The sequence below is a fragment of the Gilliamella sp. B14448G11 genome (assembly GCF_016101765.1).
In the GTDB taxonomy this organism is placed as follows: domain Bacteria; phylum Pseudomonadota; class Gammaproteobacteria; order Enterobacterales; family Orbaceae; genus Gilliamella; species Gilliamella apicola_N.
Genome location: NZ_JACFPX010000019.1, coordinates 12,095 through 34,931, shown reverse-complemented (window position 1 = coordinate 34,931; position 22,837 = coordinate 12,095). Strand labels below are relative to the sequence as shown.

Annotated in this window: 17 protein-coding genes and 1 tRNA gene; 5 read left to right on the top strand and 13 right to left on the bottom strand. The window is 34.2% G+C overall.

Annotation, left to right across the window (positions count from 1 at the left end; translation table 11 throughout):
* A complete protein-coding gene (gene dusC / locus H3S88_RS11165) occupies positions 1-966 on the top strand; it encodes a tRNA dihydrouridine(16) synthase DusC (protein WP_198228884.1) in 966 nt (321 codons plus the stop codon).
* Here dusC and H3S88_RS11160 read toward each other — a convergent pair.
* The 6 genes from H3S88_RS11160 to H3S88_RS11135 all read right to left on the bottom strand — a co-directional run bounded on the left by H3S88_RS11160 (position 961) and on the right by H3S88_RS11135 (position 6,802).
* A complete protein-coding gene (locus tag H3S88_RS11160; protein WP_198228885.1) occupies positions 961-1,923 on the bottom strand; it encodes a hypothetical protein in 963 nt (320 codons plus the stop codon). The genes dusC and H3S88_RS11160 overlap by 6 nt on opposite strands.
* A 332-nt stretch (positions 1,924-2,255) precedes the next feature.
* Complete coding sequence (locus H3S88_RS11155; RefSeq protein WP_198228886.1) at positions 2,256-3,149, bottom strand: L-ribulose-5-phosphate 3-epimerase; 894 nt, start codon at positions 3,147-3,149, stop codon at positions 2,256-2,258.
* A gap of 67 nt (positions 3,150-3,216) precedes the next feature.
* The gene (locus tag H3S88_RS11150; RefSeq protein ID WP_198228887.1) at positions 3,217-3,861 is read right to left on the bottom strand and encodes a 3-keto-L-gulonate-6-phosphate decarboxylase UlaD; all 645 of its coding nucleotides are present in this window, start codon (positions 3,859-3,861) and stop codon (positions 3,217-3,219) included.
* A 21-nt stretch (positions 3,862-3,882) separates the two neighbouring features.
* Positions 3,883-4,575: an L-ribulose-5-phosphate 4-epimerase gene (locus H3S88_RS11145; protein ID WP_025316472.1), complete on the bottom strand. Its 693-nt coding sequence runs from the start codon at positions 4,573-4,575 to the stop codon at positions 3,883-3,885.
* A 4-nt stretch (positions 4,576-4,579) separates the two neighbouring features.
* Positions 4,580-5,053, bottom strand: coding sequence for a PTS sugar transporter subunit IIA (locus H3S88_RS11140; protein ID WP_039128080.1), 474 nt, complete (start codon positions 5,051-5,053; stop codon positions 4,580-4,582).
* A 27-nt stretch (positions 5,054-5,080) separates the two neighbouring features.
* A complete protein-coding gene (locus tag H3S88_RS11135) occupies positions 5,081-6,802 on the bottom strand; it encodes a PTS ascorbate-specific subunit IIBC (protein ID WP_374190650.1) in 1,722 nt (573 codons plus the stop codon).
* 489 nt (positions 6,803-7,291) lie between these two features.
* Between H3S88_RS11135 and ulaR the strand changes: the two genes are divergently transcribed.
* Together ulaR and ulaG are read left to right on the top strand one after the other, a co-directional pair.
* A complete protein-coding gene (ulaR, locus tag H3S88_RS11130) occupies positions 7,292-8,053 on the top strand; it encodes an HTH-type transcriptional regulator UlaR (RefSeq protein ID WP_198228889.1) in 762 nt (253 codons plus the stop codon).
* A 26-nt stretch (positions 8,054-8,079) separates the two neighbouring features.
* Positions 8,080-9,147: an L-ascorbate 6-phosphate lactonase gene (ulaG, locus tag H3S88_RS11125; protein WP_039128071.1), complete on the top strand. Its 1,068-nt coding sequence runs from the start codon at positions 8,080-8,082 to the stop codon at positions 9,145-9,147.
* Positions 9,148-9,443: 296 nt separating this feature from the next.
* Here the strand turns inward: ulaG and murJ are convergent, their stop codons facing one another.
* From murJ to H3S88_RS11105, 4 genes are all read right to left on the bottom strand, one after another.
* Entirely contained in the window at positions 9,444-10,982 is a 1,539-nt protein-coding gene (gene murJ, locus H3S88_RS11120) for a murein biosynthesis integral membrane protein MurJ (RefSeq protein WP_198228890.1), read from the bottom strand.
* Between the two features lie 129 nt (positions 10,983-11,111).
* Complete coding sequence (locus H3S88_RS11115; protein WP_198228891.1) at positions 11,112-12,467, bottom strand: citrate/2-methylcitrate synthase; 1,356 nt, start codon at positions 12,465-12,467, stop codon at positions 11,112-11,114.
* A 19-nt stretch (positions 12,468-12,486) separates the two neighbouring features.
* Complete coding sequence (icd, locus tag H3S88_RS11110) at positions 12,487-13,749, bottom strand: NADP-dependent isocitrate dehydrogenase (RefSeq protein ID WP_198228892.1); 1,263 nt, start codon at positions 13,747-13,749, stop codon at positions 12,487-12,489.
* A 12-nt stretch (positions 13,750-13,761) separates the two neighbouring features.
* Positions 13,762-16,038: an aconitate hydratase gene (locus tag H3S88_RS11105; RefSeq protein ID WP_198228893.1), complete on the bottom strand. Its 2,277-nt coding sequence runs from the start codon at positions 16,036-16,038 to the stop codon at positions 13,762-13,764.
* A 377-nt stretch (positions 16,039-16,415) separates the two neighbouring features.
* Here H3S88_RS11105 and H3S88_RS11100 point away from each other — a divergent pair, with 377 nt between their 5' ends.
* Positions 16,416-17,975 (top strand): AbgT family transporter, encoded by a 1,560-nt coding sequence (locus H3S88_RS11100; protein WP_198228894.1) that lies wholly within the window; start codon positions 16,416-16,418, stop codon positions 17,973-17,975.
* A 24-nt stretch (positions 17,976-17,999) separates the two neighbouring features.
* Positions 18,000-19,229: a peptidase T gene (gene pepT, locus H3S88_RS11095; protein ID WP_198228895.1), complete on the top strand. Its 1,230-nt coding sequence runs from the start codon at positions 18,000-18,002 to the stop codon at positions 19,227-19,229.
* 125 nt (positions 19,230-19,354) lie between these two features.
* Here pepT and H3S88_RS11090 read toward each other — a convergent pair whose 3' ends face one another.
* The 3 genes from H3S88_RS11090 to ybgF all read right to left on the bottom strand — a co-directional run bounded on the left by H3S88_RS11090 (position 19,355) and on the right by ybgF (position 22,832).
* Positions 19,355-21,472, bottom strand: a complete 2,118-nt coding sequence (locus H3S88_RS11090; protein WP_198228896.1) for a TonB-dependent siderophore receptor — start codon at positions 21,470-21,472, stop codon at positions 19,355-19,357.
* Positions 21,473-21,851: 379 nt separating this feature from the next.
* Positions 21,852-21,927, bottom strand: a tRNA-Lys gene (locus H3S88_RS11085).
* A gap of 131 nt (positions 21,928-22,058) precedes the next feature.
* A complete protein-coding gene (gene ybgF, locus H3S88_RS11080; RefSeq protein WP_198228897.1) occupies positions 22,059-22,832 on the bottom strand; it encodes a tol-pal system protein YbgF in 774 nt (257 codons plus the stop codon).
* Positions 22,833-22,837: the final 5 nt, after the last annotated feature.

Here is a 22,837-nt window from a genome sequence, read left to right as displayed (position 1 = left end):
ATGAAACAAAATAACCGAATTATTTTAGCTCCAATGGAGGGGGTACTTGATTATCAAGTGAGACAAATTCTAACTGAGATTAATCAATTTGATTATTGTGTAACAGAATTTGTGCGAGTCACGCATCATCAATTATCCAATCGCACCTTTTATCGCCTTTGTCCAGAACTCCATAATGGAGGCAAGACTACTTCAGGTACCCCTATTCGAGTGCAAATTCTTGGTCAATCACCACAATGGATGGCAGAAAATGCAGTAAAAGCGATTGAACTTGGTTCATTTGGTATTGATATTAATTTTGGTTGCCCCGCTAAAACCGTAGTTGGCAGTCAAGGAGGAGCTTATTTATTACAATATCCTGAACAAATTTTTAATATCGTTAGTCAAGTTCGACAAGCTATTGGTCGCTCGGAAATATTATCCGTTAAGATTCGCTTAGGTTGGTCAGATAAATCTCATTGCTATGAAATCGCCAATGCAATTGAATGTGCTGGAGCTAATGAAATTGCAATTCATGGCAGAACCAAAGAGGATGGCTATAAAGCGGATAAAATTGATTGGCAAACAATAGCAAAAATCAAACAAAACCTAACAATTCCTGTAATTGCCAATGGTGAAATTTTCTCTATTGAAGATGCACAAACATGCATTGCTCAAAGTCAAACGCAAGACATTATGTTGGGACGTGGGATTTTAACTATCCCCAATCTAGCCAATATGATCCGCAACAAACAACCAGCCTTAAGTTGGCCGCAAGTATTGGAAATTTTAATCCGCTATGCAAGTTCTTCTATTGATGATGTAAAACCGCTTTATCATTCTGCTCGCATTAAACAATGGCTTACTTATTTAAGGCACTATTATGTAGAAGCATCTGAGATGTTACAAAATATTAGAACACTAAAATCACAACAAGAGATATATACATTCTTAAAACAACAACAAAAGTTAAAACAAATACTATAAATTAATCTGATATTTAACTGATGGATAAAAATAATATTTAGTTAATTTTCGAATCATTAAGCATGATAGAATAAATGATGTAGAGCCTAACAATATGATCACTATGGATGTTAGGGCTGTATTTTGTAATAACGCATGATTAATTAACCAATTGGCCACTCTCCATAAAATAAAATTTAAAATAAAAATAATGATATTTAAGGAGACGGCACACTTAATTATTCTATCCGTTTGTAATACAACAAATATTTGGGTAAACATATTTTTACTAACCAAAATAACAACTAATAAACTAAATAAATAACAAAAAATTGGTAAGAAAATATGCTTCCCAAATGAAATAAAATAGTAACTGTTGTGTACTAAGACATCTAAAATAAAAGAAGGAAAAGCAATTAAAATAAAAAAGAAAAATACTAAAAACAAAATAAAATGAATTTTAGTACTGTTGATTATAGTCAGTTCGAAAGTCTGTTTATTTTTATCAAAATGGTTATTTAATACTTTGATATAGAAATAGGTAAATAATCCTGCAAATAAGTAAAATAGACAGCTGGGGATAATACATAAGACTAAAATAAATAACCATGAAGCCACATTAATCATGTTGATTAATACATTATCAAAAATAGCTTCAGCTATCGCATTGATAAAATAGCTAATTGTACAAACAATAATGACATTACAAATTAACAATGTAATATTTTTAAATGTCACTCGATGAACATTAACTCGATATAAACTGATCGCTGAGATACCGAATAACAATAAACATTCAGGGATTGAACGTAGTAATTGATATGGAGCAAGTTTATATAATATACCCCATAAGAATTTATAATCATGAAAAGTTGATATAAAGGTAATACCAAATTTAATAATAGAAATAAAAGCACTACAGAAAAAAAATAGTACAATAAAAATAAAAGGTAGCTTAAAAAAAGCTAATTTTTCCATTTTGATACTCAAAATCAGTCAATTCTCTCTTTTAAAAAAAACAATTTGATAACAACAAAAATTAAACTCAACGGCAATGTCCTATTGAGCCATTAAAAGGTCATATTGAGCTAAAATATGTTCACAATAATACCAAAGACTTTTTTAATCAACAATGATCATCAGAACTTATATTATTGATAATTAGTATAATACATTATATTTTTTAGATGATTACCTTAATAAGCAGCGCTATTTTTCGACGAATTATTATGTAAAACAGGATTAATGCTTCATCATTTAAAGTATGATGAAGCAAATTATAAGATAAGAATTTATTTGTATGCTTCAATCTAAGCGTTAAAGAGTGGAAAATCGGCTTGACCAGCAATGGATTTTAAACGTTGTTGGGCAGTAATAATATTTTCTCTCCACTGATTATCTTTTGCCCACATTTCAATCACTAATGGCGCACAATAATCAATAGATTTAAGTGTTCTAAATACTGCTGAAAAATCAACTTCACCCTCACCAATCACCAAATCTCTAAACTGTCCTGCATAATTAGGTTTTACTTTATAGGTATCTTTCAAATGAATTTGAACAATATGGTTACGGCTTAACAATAGCTCAGTACTAACATCATAATTCCAACCGGATATGTTTCCCACATCAGGATAGGCCATAAAATAAGGTGAATTTATCTCGGCTTTTAAAATTTCAAACTTACTCAGTGAATTTAGATAGTTAGTATCCATAATTTCAACAGCTAACATAACACCTGCTTTTTCTGCCTGTTTTGCACACCATTGCATACCGGCAATAAAGCGTTGATGGGTTTGTAAGTTAGCTGGCTCATAATAAACATCATACCCAGCAAGTTGAATCACTCTAACACCAAGTTTATAAGCAAGGGTAATAGCCTTACACATAATACTTTTAGCGTGTTCTCTGATCGTTGCATCAGCAGAACCAAACGGATATTTGCGATGTGCACTAAGACATATTGAGTGAAAAAAAACGCCATTTTCTTCACATAGATGACGCAATGTATAGATTTCTTCATCAGACCAATCAAGCCTAGCTTGACGTTCATCAGACTCATCAATAGAAAGTTCGATAAAATCAAATCCTAAAGATTTTGCCTCTAGCATTTTTTGTTGCCAAGAAAGTGTATTAGGTAGTGCCTTTTCATAAATACCCATACATGGAGTTTGTCTGGTTATATTGATTGTATTATTTGTCATAATTTAGATCCGATAATATTAAGGTAAAAAAACTAACAGCCGATTTCCCGACTGTTAGTGCGCACCCCTACCAATATTTAGCAATCTGCTCTCTTAAGTCTTGAGCAGTTTTTTGACCATTTTCATTGGCTAAAGCTCGTCCAGCAATAAAAGCTTTCGTTTTAATACCCGCAAACAGATGAATATCTTCAGGGACAATACCGCCTGTTATTGATAGTTCCAAACCTAAATCAGAAAGTTGTCGCATTTTAGTTAAATCTTCTTCACCCCAACCAACACCAGCTAATTCAGCATCACGAGATCGATGATAAATTGCCTGTTTGATACCCAGTTTTCGCCATGCTTTTGCATCATCAAAAGTCCAACGTCCATAAAGTTCGATTTGAATTTCACGCCCAAATTCATCAGCCACTTTTTTACAAGCTTCAATTGTTGCAATGTGAGCGGCAGCTGAAACAGTTAACCAATCAGCACCTGCCGAAAAAGCCATTTTTGCTAAAATAGCACCTCCATCAGTGGTTTTTAAATCACAAACTAAAATATGGTTTGGATACTTTTCTCTTAAAGTTTTTACGCCATTAATACCTGCGCCAAAGGCAAGAATGGTTCCAACTTCAATAATATCTACAAATCCAGCTACGTTCTTGGCTACTGCTAAAGCTGGATCTAATTCTGTTTGATCTAATGCAATTTGTAATTTTGGTTTTGTCATTTTATTTCTCCCTTATAAATACTATTTTTGTCCGTAATAAGCATTTGCTCCATGCTTACGAAAATAGTGTTTATCAGATAAAGTTTGTTGAATTTTAATTGTTTTATTAAGTTGTCTGGTTGATATTGCCATCATGGCTACTTCTTCAAGAACCACAGCATTATGTACAGCATCCGAAGCGTTTTTTCCCCAACAAAATGGAGCGTGTCCAGAAATAACGGCTGCCGGCATCGCTGTAGGATCAATGCCTCTTCGTTTAAACTCTTCAATGATGACCAAACCAGTGTTTTTTTCGTAATCAGTATTGATTTCGCTATCAGTTAAACGACGAGTACAAGGAACATCACCATAAAAATAGTCGGCATGAGTCGTACCCAAAGCTGGAACATCTAATTCAGCTTGCGCCCAAACTGTTGCGTAGCGAGAATGTGTATGAACAATACCACCAATATTTTCAAAGGCTTTATAAAGTTCTATATGGGTTGCAGTATCACTAGACGGATTTAATTTACCTTCAACAATTTCACCCGTTAATGACACGACCACAATATCGTCAATTTTCATGTTGTTGTATTCAACGCCTGAAGGTTTGATAGCAATAACACCTTTAGCGCGGTCGATTTCAGAAACATTACCCCAAGTAAAAGTGACTAAATGGTATTTAGGTAAGGTTAAGTTAGCCTGTAATACTCTTTCTTTTAATGCTTGATACATAACATTAGTCTCCTAATAAAGCCTTATCAATAACAGCATAAACATCTTCTTTGCTATTACATGCTCTCAACTTATCAAGATCGATACCTGTTGGGCTGTCTTCGTCATCTAATATTTGCGTGACTTCCATTAAGCCTTGCATATGCTCATCTGAGGTACTGCCTGCTAAGGTAACTAACACATCAACAGGTTGCTCTTCACCTTCAAAATAGACTGGAGAATTTAATGTCACTAAAGCAAAAGCAGTGCGATTTACACCATCTTCCGGTCTGGCATGAGGCATCGCAAAATTTGGTGCAATAATAATGTAAGGCCCCATTGTTTTTACACAGTTAATAATCGCATCATAATAAGAAGGGTTAATCGCTTTGGAAGCAACAAGCATATCTGTACCTAATTTGATCGCCTCTTGCCAAGTTGATGCATCCGCTTTTAGTAAAATAGAGTTATTTTCAATTAATGATTCTTTCAATGCCATTGTTGTACTCCTTTTTTAATCAATTCGTTATTGAGCAAGCACTTTTTTAATAAGTTCAATAAGTTCTTCACCAAATGTATTTGGATTTAACATATTTTGGACACCTAAAGCATGTTGTCCTTCATTAACTTCAATCTCGTTAATTAAATGTTTAGACGCCACAATAATGTCAATATTAGGTAACCGTGATTTGTAATCTGTCACCGCGCAAGAATCCATGACATTAGCAATGCCTTTCTTATCTAAATAATTAGCTATTTTCATTTTCATCATCATAGAAGAGCCTTGTCCGCTACCACATACAGCTAAGATTCGCACTGCTCGCCCTTCGCTTATTGCCACTTCATCCAATTTTTCAACAACATTTTCATTAACATCTTGATGAATATTATTTTGTTTTGGTTCAATTTTTGCGTTTGCTTCCTCTTGGCGTAATTGTTTAGCGGCAAAGAACATATACACTAAAGCCAATGCAATAATCAGATAGATAAATAAGTGGGAGTAAGATAAACCTTGTATAATAGGTGGGAATAATATCGCCCAGTCAGCCATCCCCATCCAAGAGTCAATTGGAGTGCCATTTTTTGCAAAGATATGAATGACCCAAGCTGAACCAAATACCTCAATCATTCCCATAACAAAACAGATTTTCATAACGGCTTTCCAACCACCAAAGTGATTAGCAAATACCCCAATTGTTGCGTTAGAGAAAAACATTGGTATAAAACCAGGAATGATCATAATTGGTGATTTAAATATAAGTAACAAGGCAATTGCTAAAAATTGTCCTAATGCCCCCCAAATAAAACCAAATACCATTGCATTTGGTGAAAAAGCATAAATTGCAGCACAATCAATGGCTAATACTGCATTAGGAATTAATTTTTCAGAAATACCTTTAAACGCTTCAGACAATTCAGCCACAAACATTCTGACCCCACCGACGATGACTTGTATTGCGACAGCGAATTTAAGACCTGTTTCTAAAATGTAAATTGTCCAATGGGTTGACCCTGCCATGGTTTGCAAATTATCCAAACCAAATGAAAGAAGGATGATGCCAAAAAAGAATGTCATCACAATCGCTGTTGCAGCGATACTATCGTGAAAAATATGTAACCATTTAGGTAATTTAAGATTATCAACTGAGTCATTTTTATCGCCCAATTTAGGTGCTAATTTAACAGCGATCCAAGACCCCAATTGTTGTTGATGACCAATTGAAAAACCCGCTCCTCCAGTAACAGCTTCTGTAGATTTAAACATCATATTAGAAAATATTCCCCAATATAATGCAGTAATAATGGCGGAGTAGATTATTGTTTCCCACATACTGTAACCAAACAGAAAATAAAACAGGGCAATTAATCCCACTTGTTGGAACATAATATGACCTGTTAGCATAATGGTGCGAATACCTGTGATACGGCGAAAAATGACCAAAAGGATATTGATAGCCAATGCGAGTAATACGGCATAGCCTACCCAAGAATATTTATCACCCATATTATGTTCTACAGTCATCATAGAAGCATAAACATCAATAATCGATCCATTAATACCGTGATACTCAGCCAATTTGGCAATCACTGGCCTAAATGTTGAAACCAGTACACCAGAACCAACTTGTAACAACATAAAACCAACAATGGTTTTGATTGTTCCTTTCAAAATTGTAGTGATATCTTTGCGTAAAAGACAATAACCTAACATTGTTACTAAGCCGAGTAACAATGGTGCTTTAGTCATGACTTGACTATAAAAAATATAAAATACGTTATAGATTACTTCCATATGCCCCTCTCATTGGTTATGGGCTTTTTTAAATTTGAAGTTTATATCGTGCTTACAAAGCGATAATAAAACTTATCCTAATGCCCTTTTTATATAGTTGTTCACTGTCGAGTGAATCTTTGAGCTAAATTAACCCTATACTTTGTTAATCAAATTAAGATTGCTTGATTAACGCTTGTTATATTCTATAATCAAAATAAATCACACAATGATTATTTGTGATTATTTTGATGAAGATCACTTTTCTTTAAAATCAGAAACCATATCTGTGATCAACTTCACATAATAATGAAAAAAAACTACATCAATTTAAACCTATATTTATAATTATCAATAAATTAAATGAATATTGACAAATAAAAACAATAAGATAATTGACAATTTCAATAATGAAAATTATTATCAAAATAATCAAAAATGCTCAAATTGAAATAAGGGATTTTAATGAATGAATTAACGCGACATAACGAGATCGTCGCTTTGGTTAACGAGAAAGGTGAATTAAAAGTGACCGAATTAATCAGTCATTTTTCAATATCACCCGCTACTGCTCGAAGAGATATCACAAAATTAGATCAAGATGGTCGTGTCAAAAAAGTACGTAATGGCATTATACGTCTTGAAGAACAGAAACCAATTTGGGTCCCAATAGGTAATAACAATACTGATCACTATCACGAAAAGGCACGGATTGCGATTCGAGCAGCTAAGTTATGCGGTAGCGATGAAAATATAGTGATTAATTGTGGTTCAACGGCATTTTTATTAGGGCGAGAACTTTGTGGGAAAAAGGTATCAATCATCACTAATTATTTTCCTTTAGCGTGTTATTTGATTGAACATGACCATGAAAATGTGATCATTATGGGTGGATTATATAATAAAACACAAAATATCATACTCAATCCTATTGCAAGTATCACCGATTCTTATGCCGCAAAATGGATGTTTACCAGTGGAAAAACATTAACATCAACAGGTCTTTATAAAAGTGAAATTTTAAGTGCTGTTGCTGAACAACAGATATTAGAAAAAGCAGAAAAATTAGTCGTAGTGGTTGATAGCTCAAAGATCGATACCAAAGCAAACTCTGGCATGCTTTTTTGCCCAGTAAATAAAATTGATATTTTGATTACTGGGGCGCAAGCAAATAAGGAAGTAATTGAATGCATTAAAAAGCAAGGAGTTGAAGTGATATTAGTCTAACTATTAAATAAAAAAAGGAACATAGTATGAGTAAAGTAAATGAAATTACCCGAGATTCTTGGATTTTGAACACTTTTCCTGAATGGGGAACTTGGTTAAATGAAGAGATTGAAAACACCGTTGTGAAACCAAATACTTTCACCATGTGGTGGTTAGCTTGTACCGGGATTTGGTTAAAATCAGCAGGTAATACTAATATCTCTGTCGATTTTTGGTGCGGTACAGGAAAAAAAACACATGCTAACCCATTAATGAACAAACAGCATCAAATGATGCGCATGGGTGGCGTTCGTGAATTGCAACCTAATTTAAGAACCAGTCCATTTGTATTAGATCCATTTGCGATTAAGGAAATTGATGCAGTAATGGCAACCCATGATCATGCCGATCATATTGATGTCAACGTCGCTGCTGCTGTAATTCAAAATTGCTCTCCAAAAGTTAAATTCATTGGTCCAAAAGCTTGTGTTGAATTGTGGAAAAGTTGGGGAGTTCCAGAAGATCGTTGTATCGTTGCTAAAGTTGGCGAAACAATTGAAGTAGGTGATATTACAATTCGCGTTTTAGATTCTTTTGATAGAACATCATTGGTTACTTTACCAAAAGGTGTATCTTCGACCGATAAATCGATTCTAGATGGTATGAATGATCGTGCGGTTAACTATTTATTTGAAACTTCAGGAGGATCACTTTACCATTCAGGGGATTCACATTACTCTAACTACTATGCCAAACATGGTAATGATTATAAAATTGATGTGGCTTTACTTTCTTATGGCGAAAATCCTCGTGGTGTTACCGATAAAATGACTTCGTCAGACATTTTACGTGCGGCTGAATCGCTTAATACCAAAGTGGTGATTCCATTCCATCATGATATATGGTCAAATTTCCAAAGTGATCCTCGTGAAATTGAAGTTCTTTGGGAAATGAAAAAAGATCGTCTTGAATATCAATTTAGACCATTTTTCTGGCAAGTTGGGGGTAAATATACATATCCTACTGATCAACATAAAATGCATTATCAGCATTATCGAGGATTTAGAGATATCTTTACGGATGAACCAGAATTGCCATATCGTTCATTCTTGTAAAAAGAATAGGAGTTATTTAAACCTATCTATTTGATTGAACAATATAATATATCAATTTAAAAAAAATTTTAATAGATTGTTTTCATAAGTAGCTGGACCGATAATTGTATCGGTCCATGATAATTAAATTAGATATTTATAAGAAAATAAAAACTAACATCTAAAATCATAAACGTCTAATTATTCAATAATGTTGAAATACCAAACCTAATCTCTAATTTGATTACATTTTTTACTGAAACGTTATGTTAACCTGAAACTTTTTGACAAAATTTTGTTAACTGTAATAGTTGTTATCAATCAATACGTTTAATAAAATGTTTTATCTTAAAGCCCATTGCGATTAATGATGCAAAATAGATAATAATACCAGCTATGACTAACACCAGTAGTCGCCCAATACGCATTAACATCGATCCCGTTGACCAATCAGGTAATAGTTGCGCGCCAACCCATAAAACAACGGACATTAAAATAACAGCAATAATTACTTTAGCTAAAAAGTTATACCATCCTGGCTGTGGTTGATATAATTGTTTTTTGCGTAATTGCCAGAATAATAACGCTGCATTAAAACAAGCCGCAAGACCAATTGAGAGTGAAAGTCCGGCATGCTGTAATGGACCAATAAAAACAAGATTCATCAGTTGCGTTAAAATTAAGGTAACAATTGCAATTTTGACGGGAGTTTTAATATCTTGTCGTGAATAAAAAGCAGGGGCTAATACTTTAATCAAAATCATACCAAGTAAACCAACAGAATAAGCAACCAATGCTCGCTGAGTCATTAAGGCATCATTTAAGGTAAATTGCCCATATTCAAATAAGGTTGATATAAGTGGACGAGATATAACACCTAAAGCGACAGTACTTGGTAATGCTAAAAGAAAACAGAGTCGCAATCCCCAATCTAGCAACTCTGAATATTGTTTATAATCACCTTTAGAAAAGCTTTTGGATAGTGAAGGTAATAGAATAGTGCCCAGTGCAACCCCTAGTACGCCAGCAGGAAATTCCATAAGTCGGTCGGCATAATACATCCACGATACAGAACCAGAAATAAGAAATGAAGCAAAAATCGTATTAATAATTAACGAAATTTGTCCAACTGATACCCCTAAAATAGCAGGTGCCATCTGTTTTAATACTCGCCAAACGCCACTATCTTTAAAGTTAATTCTTGGTAAAACCAACATTCCAATTTTTTTTAAATAAGGAAGCTGATAAAGTAATTGTAAAATGCCTCCTACCCCAACTGATGCCGCGAGTGCTAATACTGGTGGATTAAAGTAAGGTGTCAAAAATAGCGTAAACGTAATCATGCTAATATTTAACAAGGTTGGAACAAAAGCTGGGACAGAAAAACGATTCCAAGTATTTAATATTGCTCCAACCAATGATGCAAGTGAAATAAAAAAGATATAAGGAAAGGTAATACGCAACATCGTTGTGGCAAGATCAAATTTTTCACTAGATTCTTGCATAAATCCTGGCGCGGTTATCATAATAATAAAAGGAGCACACACTACGCCAATTAAGGTAACAATAGCTAATACTAAAGTTAATAAACCAGCAACATAAGCGACAAAAGTCCGCGTTGCTTCTATTCCTTGTTGATTCTTATATTCAGCTAAAATTGGTACAAAGGCTTGTGAAAATGCACCCTCAGCAAAAATACGCCGCAATAAATTAGGAAGTTTAAAGGCAACAAAAAAGGCATCGGTAGCCATACCGGCACCAAAAAAGCGAGCAATGATAGCATCACGCACAAAACCTAATACGCGAGATACCATGGTCATGGAACTTACTGTAGCTAAAGATTTTAAAAGATTCATTTATATAATACAGAGTCAAAAACCGACAATGTGGGATAGTCTACAAACTATTGCTTTAAATCACCATGCTTTTTTTAATAAAATAAGCTTTTGTGCAAACCGTCAGAATCAAACTGACGGATGATAATTTTAACGATCTTTTAATGGAATAAACGGCATAAGCTCACCAATATTTTTATAGGCCGGTCGAATTATGCGTCGATCATCAAAATTAAGTTCTTCAATTCGATGTGCACACCATCCAACGATTCGAGACATAGCAAATAGTGGTGTATAAACTTCTCTAGGTAAACCAATCATGTCATAAACAAAGCCTGAATAAAAATCAACATTGGCACATACTAGTTTTTTTGTTCTGGCATTTTTTCGATTAACAACCGCATTAATTGCCCTTTCTTCAAGCAGATTTAAGAAGTTATATTCTTTTTCTCGTCCTTTTTCTTTTGCTAGTTCATGTGCCATCTCTTTAAGTAATACGGCTCGAGGATCCGATACAGTATAAACTGCATGGCCGATACCATAAATCAACCCTTTTTTATCGAATACTTCTTTATTCAATATTCGCTGTAGATAGTTGTCAATTTCGTTTACATCCGCCCAGTTTTTTATTTGTTCTGCGAGATGTTTTAACATTTTACCAACTTGCAAATTAGCGCCGCCATGTAACGGTCCTTTTAATGAGCCAATACCTGCTGCAATTGATGAATAGGTATCAGTACCTGTTGAACTCGTGACACGAACGGTAAATGTTGAATTATTACCACCGCCATGTTCAGCATGAATAATCATAGCTAAATCAAGCACACGCACATCTAGTTCAGTATATCCATCCGAGCCTTTCATCATATATAAAAAGTTTTCTGCTATTGAAAAATGTTCATGAGGATGGCGAATGTGCAATGATTTACCTTTAGCACTATGGCTCAACATATTGTAAGCATAAGCAATAATTGCAGGGAATTTAGCAATAAGGTCGATAGATTGACGCATAAGATTATCACGCGAGGTATCATCCGCTTGTGAATCATAAGTGTACATTTCTAGAACCGTTCTGGCCAAAATATTCATTATATCGTGGCCTTCGAGCTCCATAATAGCTATCTTTGTCTGTTTTTCCAATGCCATTGATTCACCAAGTAATCTAGAAAAGTCACAGAGTTCTTCTGCATCCGGTAACCGTCCTGATAAAAGTAGATAGATGGTTTCTTCAAAACCTGTGCGTTGTTCTTCTTGAGCATTGTGAACCAGATCTTCAATATCTATGCCTCGATATAATAATTTCCCTGGTATTGGTTCTAATGTGCCATCATCCAAATGTTGATAACCCAATACATCACCAATTTTAGTTAAGCCGACTAGGACGCCAGTGTGATCGGCATTGCGTAATCCACGTTTTACATTAAATTTTTCAAATAATTGTGATTGAATCTTACTGGTATTTTTGACAGTTTCAGATAGCTTATAAACTAAAAATTTTTCTTTCATTTGTAATTACTCCTTAATTTTATAAGTTATCTATTACTGCTTGAGTAAATTGAGTGGTTGATAAGGATTGTCCATTTTGCATAAAACGAGCTAAATCGTTTGTAGCTTTTCCTTGTTGAAATAAAGTTTCCATGGCTTTAGTGATCAGTTGACCAACTTCATGCCAGCCAAGATAATCAAACATCATAACACCAGAAAGTAATAGCGATGAGGGATTTGCTTGGTTCTGACCCGCTATATTAGGGGCTGTGCCATGTGTTGCTTCAAAAATGGCATGTCCAGTTAAATAATTAATGTTTGCACCGGGCGCTATACCAATACCACCAACCATGGCCGCCAGTTGATCTGATACATAATCACCGTTTAGATTTAATGTAGCGACGACTGAATAGTCTTGCGGATTTAATAAGGTATTTTGTAAAAATGCGTCACAAATCACGTCTTTTACAATCAATTTAGATGCTGATATAGCATCATTTAAAGCTTTATCTGCTGTGGCTTTTCCAACTGCTTTTTGTATCTTCGCATATTGATTCATTGTAAAAACCGCATCAGTAAATTCTTTTTCAGCAAGTTCATATCCCCATTGTTTAAATCCTCCTTCGGTAAACTTCATAATATTCCCTTTATGAACTAAGGTAATTGAAGGCAGATTATGTTGTAATGCGTAGTTTATTGCGGATCTTATTAATCGTTCAGAGCCCTCTATTGAAACAGGTTTAACACCAAAAGATGAAGTTTTAGGGAAACGCACTTTTTTTACCCCCATTTGCTCAGATAAAAACTGATAAAATTTTTCAGCTTCTGGTGTTCCTTGCATCCATTCGATGCCAGCATAAATATCTTCAGTATTTTCTCGAAAAATAGTCATGTTAACTTTTTCTGGATATTTTATAGGTGATTCAACACCTTTAAACCAGCGAACGGGTCGTAAGCATACATAAAGATCTAACTCTTGGCGAAGTGCAACATTAAGAGAACGAATGCCCCCACCAACGGGGGTTGTTAATGGCCCTTTTATGCCAATCAAATATTTTTTAAAAGCATTCATAGTCTCATCGGGCAGCCAATTACCATTCAAATTAAATGATTTTTCACCTGCAAGTACTTCGTGCCATTCAACTTTACGGTTACCTTGATAGGCTTTTTCTATCGCTTTATCAAAGATCTTATTCGCTGCCGCCCAAATTTCTTTACCAATACCATCACCTTCAATAAAAGGAATTATCGGGTTATCAGGTACAATGAGTTGTCCATTTTCAATCAAAACTTGCTGATTCATTTTATATTCCTCTTATTTGTGGTTTTCATTAAATTGTTCTTTCATTTTATTTAGGGCACTACCCGCTTTAAACCAATCTATTTGAGATTGATTATAAGTATGAGCAACAGCAAAAGAGTCAGTTGTACCATCATGATGATGAAGCGTTAATGTTAGATGTTTTTCAGGCACAAAATCAGTTAAACCAGTAATGCTAATCTGATCATCTTCGCGAATTTTGTCATAATCAGACTTATCAACAAATGTCAGTGCTAACATTCCTTGTTTTTTAAGATTGGTTTCATGAATTCGAGCAAATGATTTAACAACTATCGCTTTAACATTCAAGAAACGTGGCTCCATCGCAGCATGTTCTCGCGATGAACCTTCACCATAATTTTCTTCGGCAATTACTATTGAACCAACGCCTTGTGCTTTCAATTTGCGAGCTAATGCTGGAACTTCGATGTAATTTCCTGTTTGAGTATCTAACACTGAGTTACTTTTTTGATTAAAAGCATTAATAGCGCCGATCAACATATTATTTGAAATATTATCTAAATGACCGCGAAATTTTAGCCATTTACCAGCCATTGAAATATGATCTGTGGTACATTTTCCTGTCGCTTTAATTAACAACGGTTGCGATATAATGTCTTTTCCATCCCAAGGTGAAAAAGGTGCAAGTTGCTGTAACCGTTCAGAATTTGTAGCAATATGGACTTCCACTAAACTGCCATCAGCAATTGGAGCAACATAACCTGCATCATCTACCTCAAATCCACGTTTCGGTAATTCATCACCACTTGGCTCTTGAAGTTTGACTTTTTGTCCTTTATCGTTAATTAGGTTATCGGTTAATGGGTTAAAGCTTAATTTTCCAGCAATAGATAATGCCACTACAATTTCAGGAGAGCACACAAAAGCATAAGTGTTTGGGCTGCCGTCATTACGTTTAGCAAAGTTACGATTGAACGAGGTTACTATCGAATTTTTATGTTCATCGGCTACTTCATCACGGCGCCATTGTCCTATACAAGGTCCACAAGCATTTGCCATGATGGCCGCGCCAGCTTGTTCAAAATGATTTAATATACCATCTCGCTTGGAAGTATATTTTACTTGCTCGGATCCAGGATTAATAATTAATTTGGCTTTTACGGTGAGCCCTAATTGGTTAGCATTATTAATCACCGATGCAGCACGCATCATATCTTCATAGGAAGAGTTAGTACATGAACCAATCAATCCAACTTCCATATTATCTGGGTAATTATGTTCTTTAACTGCTGTTGCAAGTTGTGAGATTGGATAAGCCAAATCTGGCGTGAAAGGCCCATTTACATAAGGCTCAAGTTCGGAAAGGTTAATTTCAATTACTTGATCATAGTATTTTTCTGGTTGATCTAAAACAGCAGAATCTGGATTAAAACAGTCAACTAATTTATTCGCTAAATCAACTACCTCTTGGCGACCAGTTATCGCCAAGTAATCGGCAGATTTTTTACTATATGCAAATATGGATGTTGTAGCACCAACCTCTGCCCCCATATTACATATTGTTGCTTTTCCTGTTGCTGATAAAGATTGAGCGCCCTCACCAAAATACTCAATAATTGAATTTGTTGCACCTTTAACCGTTAAAATACCAGCAAGTTTTAAAATAACATCTTTAGGTGAGACCCAACCAGATAATTTACCAATCAATTTTACCCCAATAATTTTAGGCATTTTTAATTCCCATGGCATACCAGCCATGACATCTACAGCATCAGCTCCACCGACGCCAATAGCTATCATTGAAAGGCCTCCTGCATTTGGAGTATGTGAATCCGTACCTATCATCATCCCACCTGGAAAAGCATAATTTTCAAGAACAACTTGGTGAATGATGCCGGCATCAGGCTTCCAAAACCCAATACCATACTTGTTTGATACATCTCGTAGAAATTGATAGACCTCTTGATTATTACTTTCAGCAATAATTAAGTCATCATGAGCATTTTTATACGCTTGAATTAAGTGATCGCAATGAACTGTTGATGGTACAGCAACTCTATTTCTCCCAGAATTCATCAATTGTAAGAGCGCCATTTGGGCCGTTGCATCTTGCATAGCCACTCGGTCTGGCGCAAAATTAACATAATCTTCACCACGTTTATAATTTTTAAGCTCTTCTCCTGGTGCTAGATGTGCATAAAGAATTTTTTCTGTTAAGGTTAATGGTTTTCCGATTCTTTGCCGAATGAGGTCAATTTTTTGTGGATAGTGCTGATAGATATATTTAATTAAATCAATATCGAAAACCATGATAACCCCCACTGCGTGTATTATAATATTTCCTAAAGTGTTACGTTTAACTCGATTGAATATTTATGCTATTTTAGTGACTAAATATTCAATTAATATATCACTAAAAAATTTTTATGCAATTACATTGTTGTTAATAATAATTGAGCATAATTTGCATGAAAGATGAGCGCTGATATAGGCTATACTAACGAAATATGAATTAAGATGCATATCAAAGATATTTTAAAAATAACAAGTTATATAAATTATAGTAATGATGAGAGCGTTCAAATTAACTTAATGAAACAGAATAAAACTTAACTAACACTTGGTTTACCTACCGTATTGATATGTGCTAAATTGTCGGTCCGAACAACATATATACTTATTTTTTTATGAATCAAACTACAAATTCGTCACCGATCAGAACCGGCGGCTTTTTAAATACTATAGAACGAATTGGAAACAAAATCCCCGATGTCACTACACTTTTTTTCTTCGCTTTAATTATCTGTTTTGTTGCTTCATTATTACTTTCCTTTGTAAGCTTCGATTTTATAAATCCAGTAACTAAAGAAAAACTGGTGGTCATTAATATGCTAGCGCCTGATCATTTAGTAACATTTTTTACTAAAATGGTACCCAATTTTGTTAGTTTTCCACCACTAGGCATTACTATTGTTGCCACATTAGGTATAGGAATTGCCGAAAGTAGTGGCTATATTCATGTATTACTTAAAAAATTATTGGCTGTAACTCCCCAAAAATTAGTTACTCCGTCAGTTATCTTTGTCAGTATGGTTTGTCATATTGCGGCTGACTCTGCTTATGTTATTTTAATGCCAGTTTCGGCAATGATGTTTTATGCAACAGGTCGTCATCCTCTTGCAGGTATAGCGGCCTCATTTGCAGGATTAGCAGGTGGTTTTAGTTCAAGTTATACGCCATCAATCATCGATCCGATCATGCAAGGTTTTACTCAAAGTGCGGCACAAATTATCGATCCATCTTATCAAGTTAATGTTTTATGTAACTATTTTTTAAGTTTTGGCGGTACATTCTTTGTGTTAATTGCTTGTTGGTTTATAACAGATAAAATTGTTGAACCTCGCTTAAAAGCAACGATGCCACTAAATAACGATCTTGAACTTAATAATTTGGCTAATTCACCAGCTATTACACCTTTAGAAAATCGCGCTTTTAAAATCGCTTCTTGTGTATTTTTGATTATTGCTATTGGATTAGTATTGTTACTGTTACCTGAAAATTCTTTACTGCGTGCACCCGATAGTAGTTTAACCAGCAATCAAGCACCAATTATGCAAATCATTGTACCTTTATTATTTGTTTTTTTTGCTATTCCTGGTTTAATCCATGGCGTAATCACTGGCGCATTTAAATCATCACGTGATATTGTCAAATCAATGGAAAAGATTACTCAATCTCTTATTCCTTTTATTGTTTTTGCATTCTTTTGTGCACAGTTTTTATATGTCTTTTCACACTCCCAAATAGGGACATTGATTGCTATTGGTGGTGCTGAATTTTTAAAAGCCTTACATTTACCATCGGTTGTCACTATATTTGGTGTGATCATTTTAACTAGCATGTTAAATGTATTAATTACTTCTGCTTCGTCAAAATGGGCTATTTTAGCACCGATCTTTGTTCCTATGCTCATGTCTGTTGGTATTTCACCAGAACTAACACAAGCGGCCTATCGTATTAGCTCAGCAGTCAATGTTAGTACACCAATGTTTGCTTTCTATCCTTTAATCATTGCCTATTGTCAGCAGTATTGTAAAAATACTGGAGTGGGTACTTTAAGCTCTATGATGATCCCATATACTGCGGGCTTACTTATTGCTTTAACAATTAATTTACTGCTATTTTGGTTCCTAGGACTGCCTATCGGCTTTGATAGTGGTTATGTTTATCCACCCGTGAATCATTAGTCATCAATAAGGAGTCAAAATAATATGAACATTACCGAACAATTAGTTGAACGTTTTTTACGTTACGTTAGTATACCAAGTCAAAGTGCGATGGGGTGTGCACATGTTCCCTCTACATCAGGACAAACACAATTAGCCAATTTACTCAAACAAGAGTTAATTGATCTTAATCTACAAGAAGTTCATCTTGATGAGCACAGTATTGTCACTGCTAAGTTATCTGGAAATAACCCAAATGCACCTAAAATTGGTTACGTCGCTCACCTTGATACAGTTGATGTCGCCTTATCGGATAAAATTAACCCACAACGAGTCACTTTTACGGGTGAAGATATTTTATTAAATAAAGATAAAAATATCTGGTTTAAAGTTGCTGAGCATCCTGAATTGAATAAATACATCAATGAAGAATTAATTGTTACTGATGGTACAAGTGTGCTGGGTGCCGATAATAAAGCTGCAATAGCTGTTGTTATGACAATGTTAGATCAATTACAAAAGCAAAATTGTACCTATGGTGATATTTATGTTGCTTTCGTACCTGATGAAGAGGTCGGTTTAAACGGCGCGAAAAAACTTGACTTGAATCGTTTTAAACCTGATTTTGCTTACACAATTGACTGTTGCGAATTAGGTGAAGTCGTTTATGAAACGTTTAATGCAGGTTCAGCAATTATTGAAATTGAAGGTGTAACTGCACACCCAATGTCAGCTAAAAATGTTTTAATCAACCCTATTGGTATTGCTAACGATATTATTAACTGTTTTGATAGTTTCGAAACGCCTGAACATACTGAAAATAAAGAAGGCTATTTCTGGTTTAACGATATTATTGGTAACCAAAGTACAACAACGTTAAAAATGAGTATCCGAGATTTTGATTTAGCTAAATATGAAGCACGTAAAACTTATATTCAAGAAGTGATAAGTTTTATAAGCCGTAAATATCCAAGAGCTAAAATCGAATGTCAAATAACCGATACTTATAGTAATATTGCTAATTATTTAGGTGAAGATAAGCGTTCAATTGATTTAATTTATCAATCATTTGAGAAATTGAATATTAAGGCAAATACAATTGCTATGCGTGGCGGAACAGATGGTTCAGCACTATCGGCAAGAGGCCTGACTACACCAAACTACTTTACTGGTGCACATAACTTTCATTCATGTTTCGAATTTTTACCGTTATCATCATTTGTAAAATCATTTGAAGTAACAATGAAAATTATTGAATTAGCAGCTAAAGTTTAAACATCATAAAAAAGAGGGAATGCTATTCCCTCTTTACTGTAGCAACTTATTATTTATGCTTACTTTTTATGAATACATAAATAGTTAACCGATTATCTTTCAATCCTAAAAACATTAATTAAGTATCATAATTTATAACTTGCAGTTAATAAAAAGGCTCGAGGTGTACCAGGCATACTACTTGAACGCCAATACTCTTTACCGAATAAATTAGTTATCGCTAAAGTCACATCAACGGATTGAGTTTGATAACCAATTGCCGCATTCCATGATGCATAACCAGGACGTTTAATCTGATTGTTCTCATCGTTATACATTGAGCCCTTATAGTTAACTTCCAGTTCAGTAAACCAATTTTCATAAGGCAAATAACGTACGCTTAAATAACCACTATGTTTGGCTGTATTGGATAAATATTTGCCTTTGTTAGCTGGTGTTTTTTTATCTTTATGAACTTTTGCTTGCTGATAGCCAATACCACTATTGATGTACCAATTATTGCTCAATTTTCCTATTACGCTTAATTCTATACCTTGGCTTCTATCACTGCCTCTAACTTGCCAATTATAAGGATCGTTAACTGCATCGGGTTGATAACGAATATTATAAAGCTCAAGGTCGTAAAGCGCGATTTGAGAGGAAAGCTTGTCATTAAGCCAATCGCTTTTGACACCAACTTCATATTGACGAGAATATTGAGGTTTGTCATCGTAAACAGTCTTAGAGTCTGTCGCAAGTGTGATTAAACCACGTCCCCCATATGGCGCAAAATTTTTACTATACGAAGCATAAAAACTTTGGGATTCTATCGGCTGCCAAATTAATCCGAACCGAGGACTTAGAGAGTGTCCATCATATGACCGATTTTGATGATTCAATTTATTATCCGATGCAAACTCATAATTATCATAACGTAATCCTGCAAGTAATTTCCACTGCTCAGTAAAACTGATTAGGTCTTGCCAATATACCCCTTTGGATGTAGCTTTATGATTAGTCTTAGTACTTAATTTATTATATCGAGGTTTTTTTGAGTTCCAATGAGGATGATATGGATCAACTGCTTCCGGATATTGGCTAGTTAAAGCTAATCTCGGTTCTCGTTTTTCAATATTATATTCTAACCCTATTAACATATCATGAGAAATACTCGCCGTATTAAACTTACCCACTAAATCAAGGGTATTACTATAAGTTTTATTCGATGTTTCTTGCCAAGCTCGACGGAATTTTAATTTACCTTTATAATCGCAAGGTGCGCGATTACTAAGTTTACCACTTAAATCACAATAATTACCTGCATAAAGGTGATCGAAATTCTGATCAGCTTTACGATATAGATTAGTTAGCTTGATAGACCAGTCATGATTAAATTCATATCCCATAACTGAACGTAATGAATTAAAATTATCTTTTACATAGTCATCAGGGTGAGCATAAGCTGTTTTAATTGAGACACCTTTAGGTAGGTTATAATAGGCTGGCGCCCTATCTGGCTTACGCCATAATTTATCATGAGTATATTGTACTAACCAATTAAATCCAGCCAAATTATCATACAATATACTTGGTGAAACCATTGTATCGCGTTGTTTTATTCCTTTACGAAAACTCTTTTCTGATTGATGATCAATTGTCATGCGTATAGCAATATTATCATGTAAAACATGATTTATATCTACCATTCCGCCGTATTTATCCCAAGATCCCCCTCTCAAACTTAACGTAGTGGGTGAATCAAAGTTTGCTTGTTTACTAATCATATTTATCATTCCGCCACCTGAGCCTCTGCCATAAAGTACTGAGGCGGGTCCTTTTAACACTTCAATTCGCTCAATGTTAGCGGTGCTTTGTCTAACTTGTCCACTCGCGCGAACACCATCACGATAAATATCACCAGAGCTGGCGGAAAAACCTCGGATTTTGATACCTTCATCTCGCATATCATAAGTTGCATCTACCCCAGGTAATTTATTTACAATGACACTAAGATCATTTTGCCCATAAATTTTCTCTTGTTGAAGATCAACCGAATTAATAGTTTGAGGAATATCCTTTATATAAAAGGATGATTTAGTTGCTGTTGATGATTTTTTTATTCGCTGATCATTATTATCCTTAATTGTTGCGACAACTTTCATAGTTTCAATATCATTATCATCATTAACTTTTTCTTGAGCATAAGCGATAAAAGCGGTAGAGCTTAATAAGCAAGGTAAGAATACTTGATTAACTAATTTCATTATTTTTCCTATTATTTGTTGTGTTATTTGATAAATGCTAAAACAACAACAATAATGATAATGATTATTATTCGCACGCACAACTTATTTTATGTTTTTCAGCTCTGTAAAATAGGTTTTTAATTATATTTTTTTGAAATATATTAATATTATTAATATAAGTAAGGCTATTTTGTTAAATTAAGAAAGGATGAATGAAGATGATAGGAACTAATTTTGATTATTCGATACTTTTTGTACTTAATTAATCTCTGTGGAATTAAAAATATGTGTTATTCAAATTTATTAAAAATAAATTTTGACTAACATTAATGTTTTTTATCAAGTTAAGTGTATTAAGTTGAGACTACTTTTATGATTTCAAAATGAAGAAAGAAAGTGGTGGGTCGTGAGCGATTCGAACGCTCGACAAACGGATTAAAAGTCCGCTGCTCTACCGACTGAGCTAACAACCCATATTGAACGAAATCTTTATTCTTAATAACTAGCGCTACAAGCGATTTCGGGTTGCTATAATACTTATAATTGCTAAGCAGCGCAACCCTTTTATTAGTATTTTAATTCAATAGCTGGTTATTTATACATTTTATTTAAGCGATGCTAATTTTTGCTTCGCAAGATCAACAACCTGTTTATCTTTAGCATATTTACTTATAACTTGTTGAAAAACAGTTTTAGCATTCTTTTTATCACCTTTATCCAATAAGATAGCTCCTACTTTATAAAGGCTATCTGCTGCTTTGGAAGAAGATGGATAATTTTTTACAACAGTAGCATAATAAAATGAAGCCTCATCGTTCTTTCCTTCCTTATAATAAAGTTGACCCAACCAATAATTAGCATTGGCTAAATAAGATGATTTTGGGTAATTCTTTATAAACTTTTGAAAGGCAGCTATTGTATCAGCATTTTGTTTATCATCATTAATAAATTGTACAATGAAATCATAATCAATTTTATCATTACCAGAATTTGTCCAACTTTGTAAATCTGATGGTGGTTGGTCATCAGTAGCAGAAGGTGGTAAAGATATACCCTCTCTGGATGAATTAGTATTAGAAGAGAGTCCTGAACCATTAACCAATTGCTGAAGAATCATTTTTTGACGTTCTATGGTCTGATTAAGCTGGTATTGAGTTTCTTCTAGTTGACCACGAAGTGTATCGACATCAGCTTGTAATTCAGTAATTTTCTGTTGACTTTCAACTAATAATTGACCTTGTGCTTGAATCGTTCTTTCTAAATCTGAACTTCTTGCAGCACAACCATAACTGTTAAATAGAAGAAATAAGAACAATATCAGTGCTTTTTTATACATATTATTATACTCAGCGTGAACTTGATAAATAAACGGCTGCATAAACA

Bases quoted from the DNA above. Each gene is read 5' to 3' on its own strand.
- dusC (WP_198228884.1), top strand. From the start codon at position 1: ATGAAACAAAATAACCGAATTATTTTAGCTCCAATGGAGGGGGTACTT.
- H3S88_RS11160 (WP_198228885.1), bottom strand. From the start codon at position 1,923: ATGGAAAAATTAGCTTTTTTTAAGCTACCTTTTATTTTTATTGTACTA.
- H3S88_RS11155 (WP_198228886.1), bottom strand. From the start codon at position 3,149: ATGACAAATAATACAATCAATATAACCAGACAAACTCCATGTATGGGT.
- H3S88_RS11150 (WP_198228887.1), bottom strand. From the start codon at position 3,861: ATGACAAAACCAAAATTACAAATTGCATTAGATCAAACAGAATTAGAT.
- H3S88_RS11145 (WP_025316472.1), bottom strand. From the start codon at position 4,575: ATGTATCAAGCATTAAAAGAAAGAGTATTACAGGCTAACTTAACCTTA.
- H3S88_RS11140 (WP_039128080.1), bottom strand. From the start codon at position 5,053: ATGGCATTGAAAGAATCATTAATTGAAAATAACTCTATTTTACTAAAA.
- H3S88_RS11135 (WP_374190650.1), bottom strand. From the start codon at position 6,802: ATGACTAAAGCACCATTGTTACTCGGCTTAGTAACAATGTTAGGTTAT.
- ulaR (WP_198228889.1), top strand. From the start codon at position 7,292: ATGAATGAATTAACGCGACATAACGAGATCGTCGCTTTGGTTAACGAG.
- ulaG (WP_039128071.1), top strand. From the start codon at position 8,080: ATGAGTAAAGTAAATGAAATTACCCGAGATTCTTGGATTTTGAACACT.
- murJ (WP_198228890.1), bottom strand. From the start codon at position 10,982: ATGAATCTTTTAAAATCTTTAGCTACAGTAAGTTCCATGACCATGGTA.
- H3S88_RS11115 (WP_198228891.1), bottom strand. From the start codon at position 12,467: ATGAAAGAAAAATTTTTAGTTTATAAGCTATCTGAAACTGTCAAAAAT.
- icd (WP_198228892.1), bottom strand. From the start codon at position 13,749: ATGAATCAGCAAGTTTTGATTGAAAATGGACAACTCATTGTACCTGAT.
- H3S88_RS11105 (WP_198228893.1), bottom strand. From the start codon at position 16,038: ATGGTTTTCGATATTGATTTAATTAAATATATCTATCAGCACTATCCA.
- H3S88_RS11100 (WP_198228894.1), top strand. From the start codon at position 16,416: ATGAATCAAACTACAAATTCGTCACCGATCAGAACCGGCGGCTTTTTA.
- pepT (WP_198228895.1), top strand. From the start codon at position 18,000: ATGAACATTACCGAACAATTAGTTGAACGTTTTTTACGTTACGTTAGT.
- H3S88_RS11090 (WP_198228896.1), bottom strand. From the start codon at position 21,472: ATGAAATTAGTTAATCAAGTATTCTTACCTTGCTTATTAAGCTCTACC.
- ybgF (WP_198228897.1), bottom strand. From the start codon at position 22,832: ATGCAGCCGTTTATTTATCAAGTTCACGCTGAGTATAATAATATGTAT.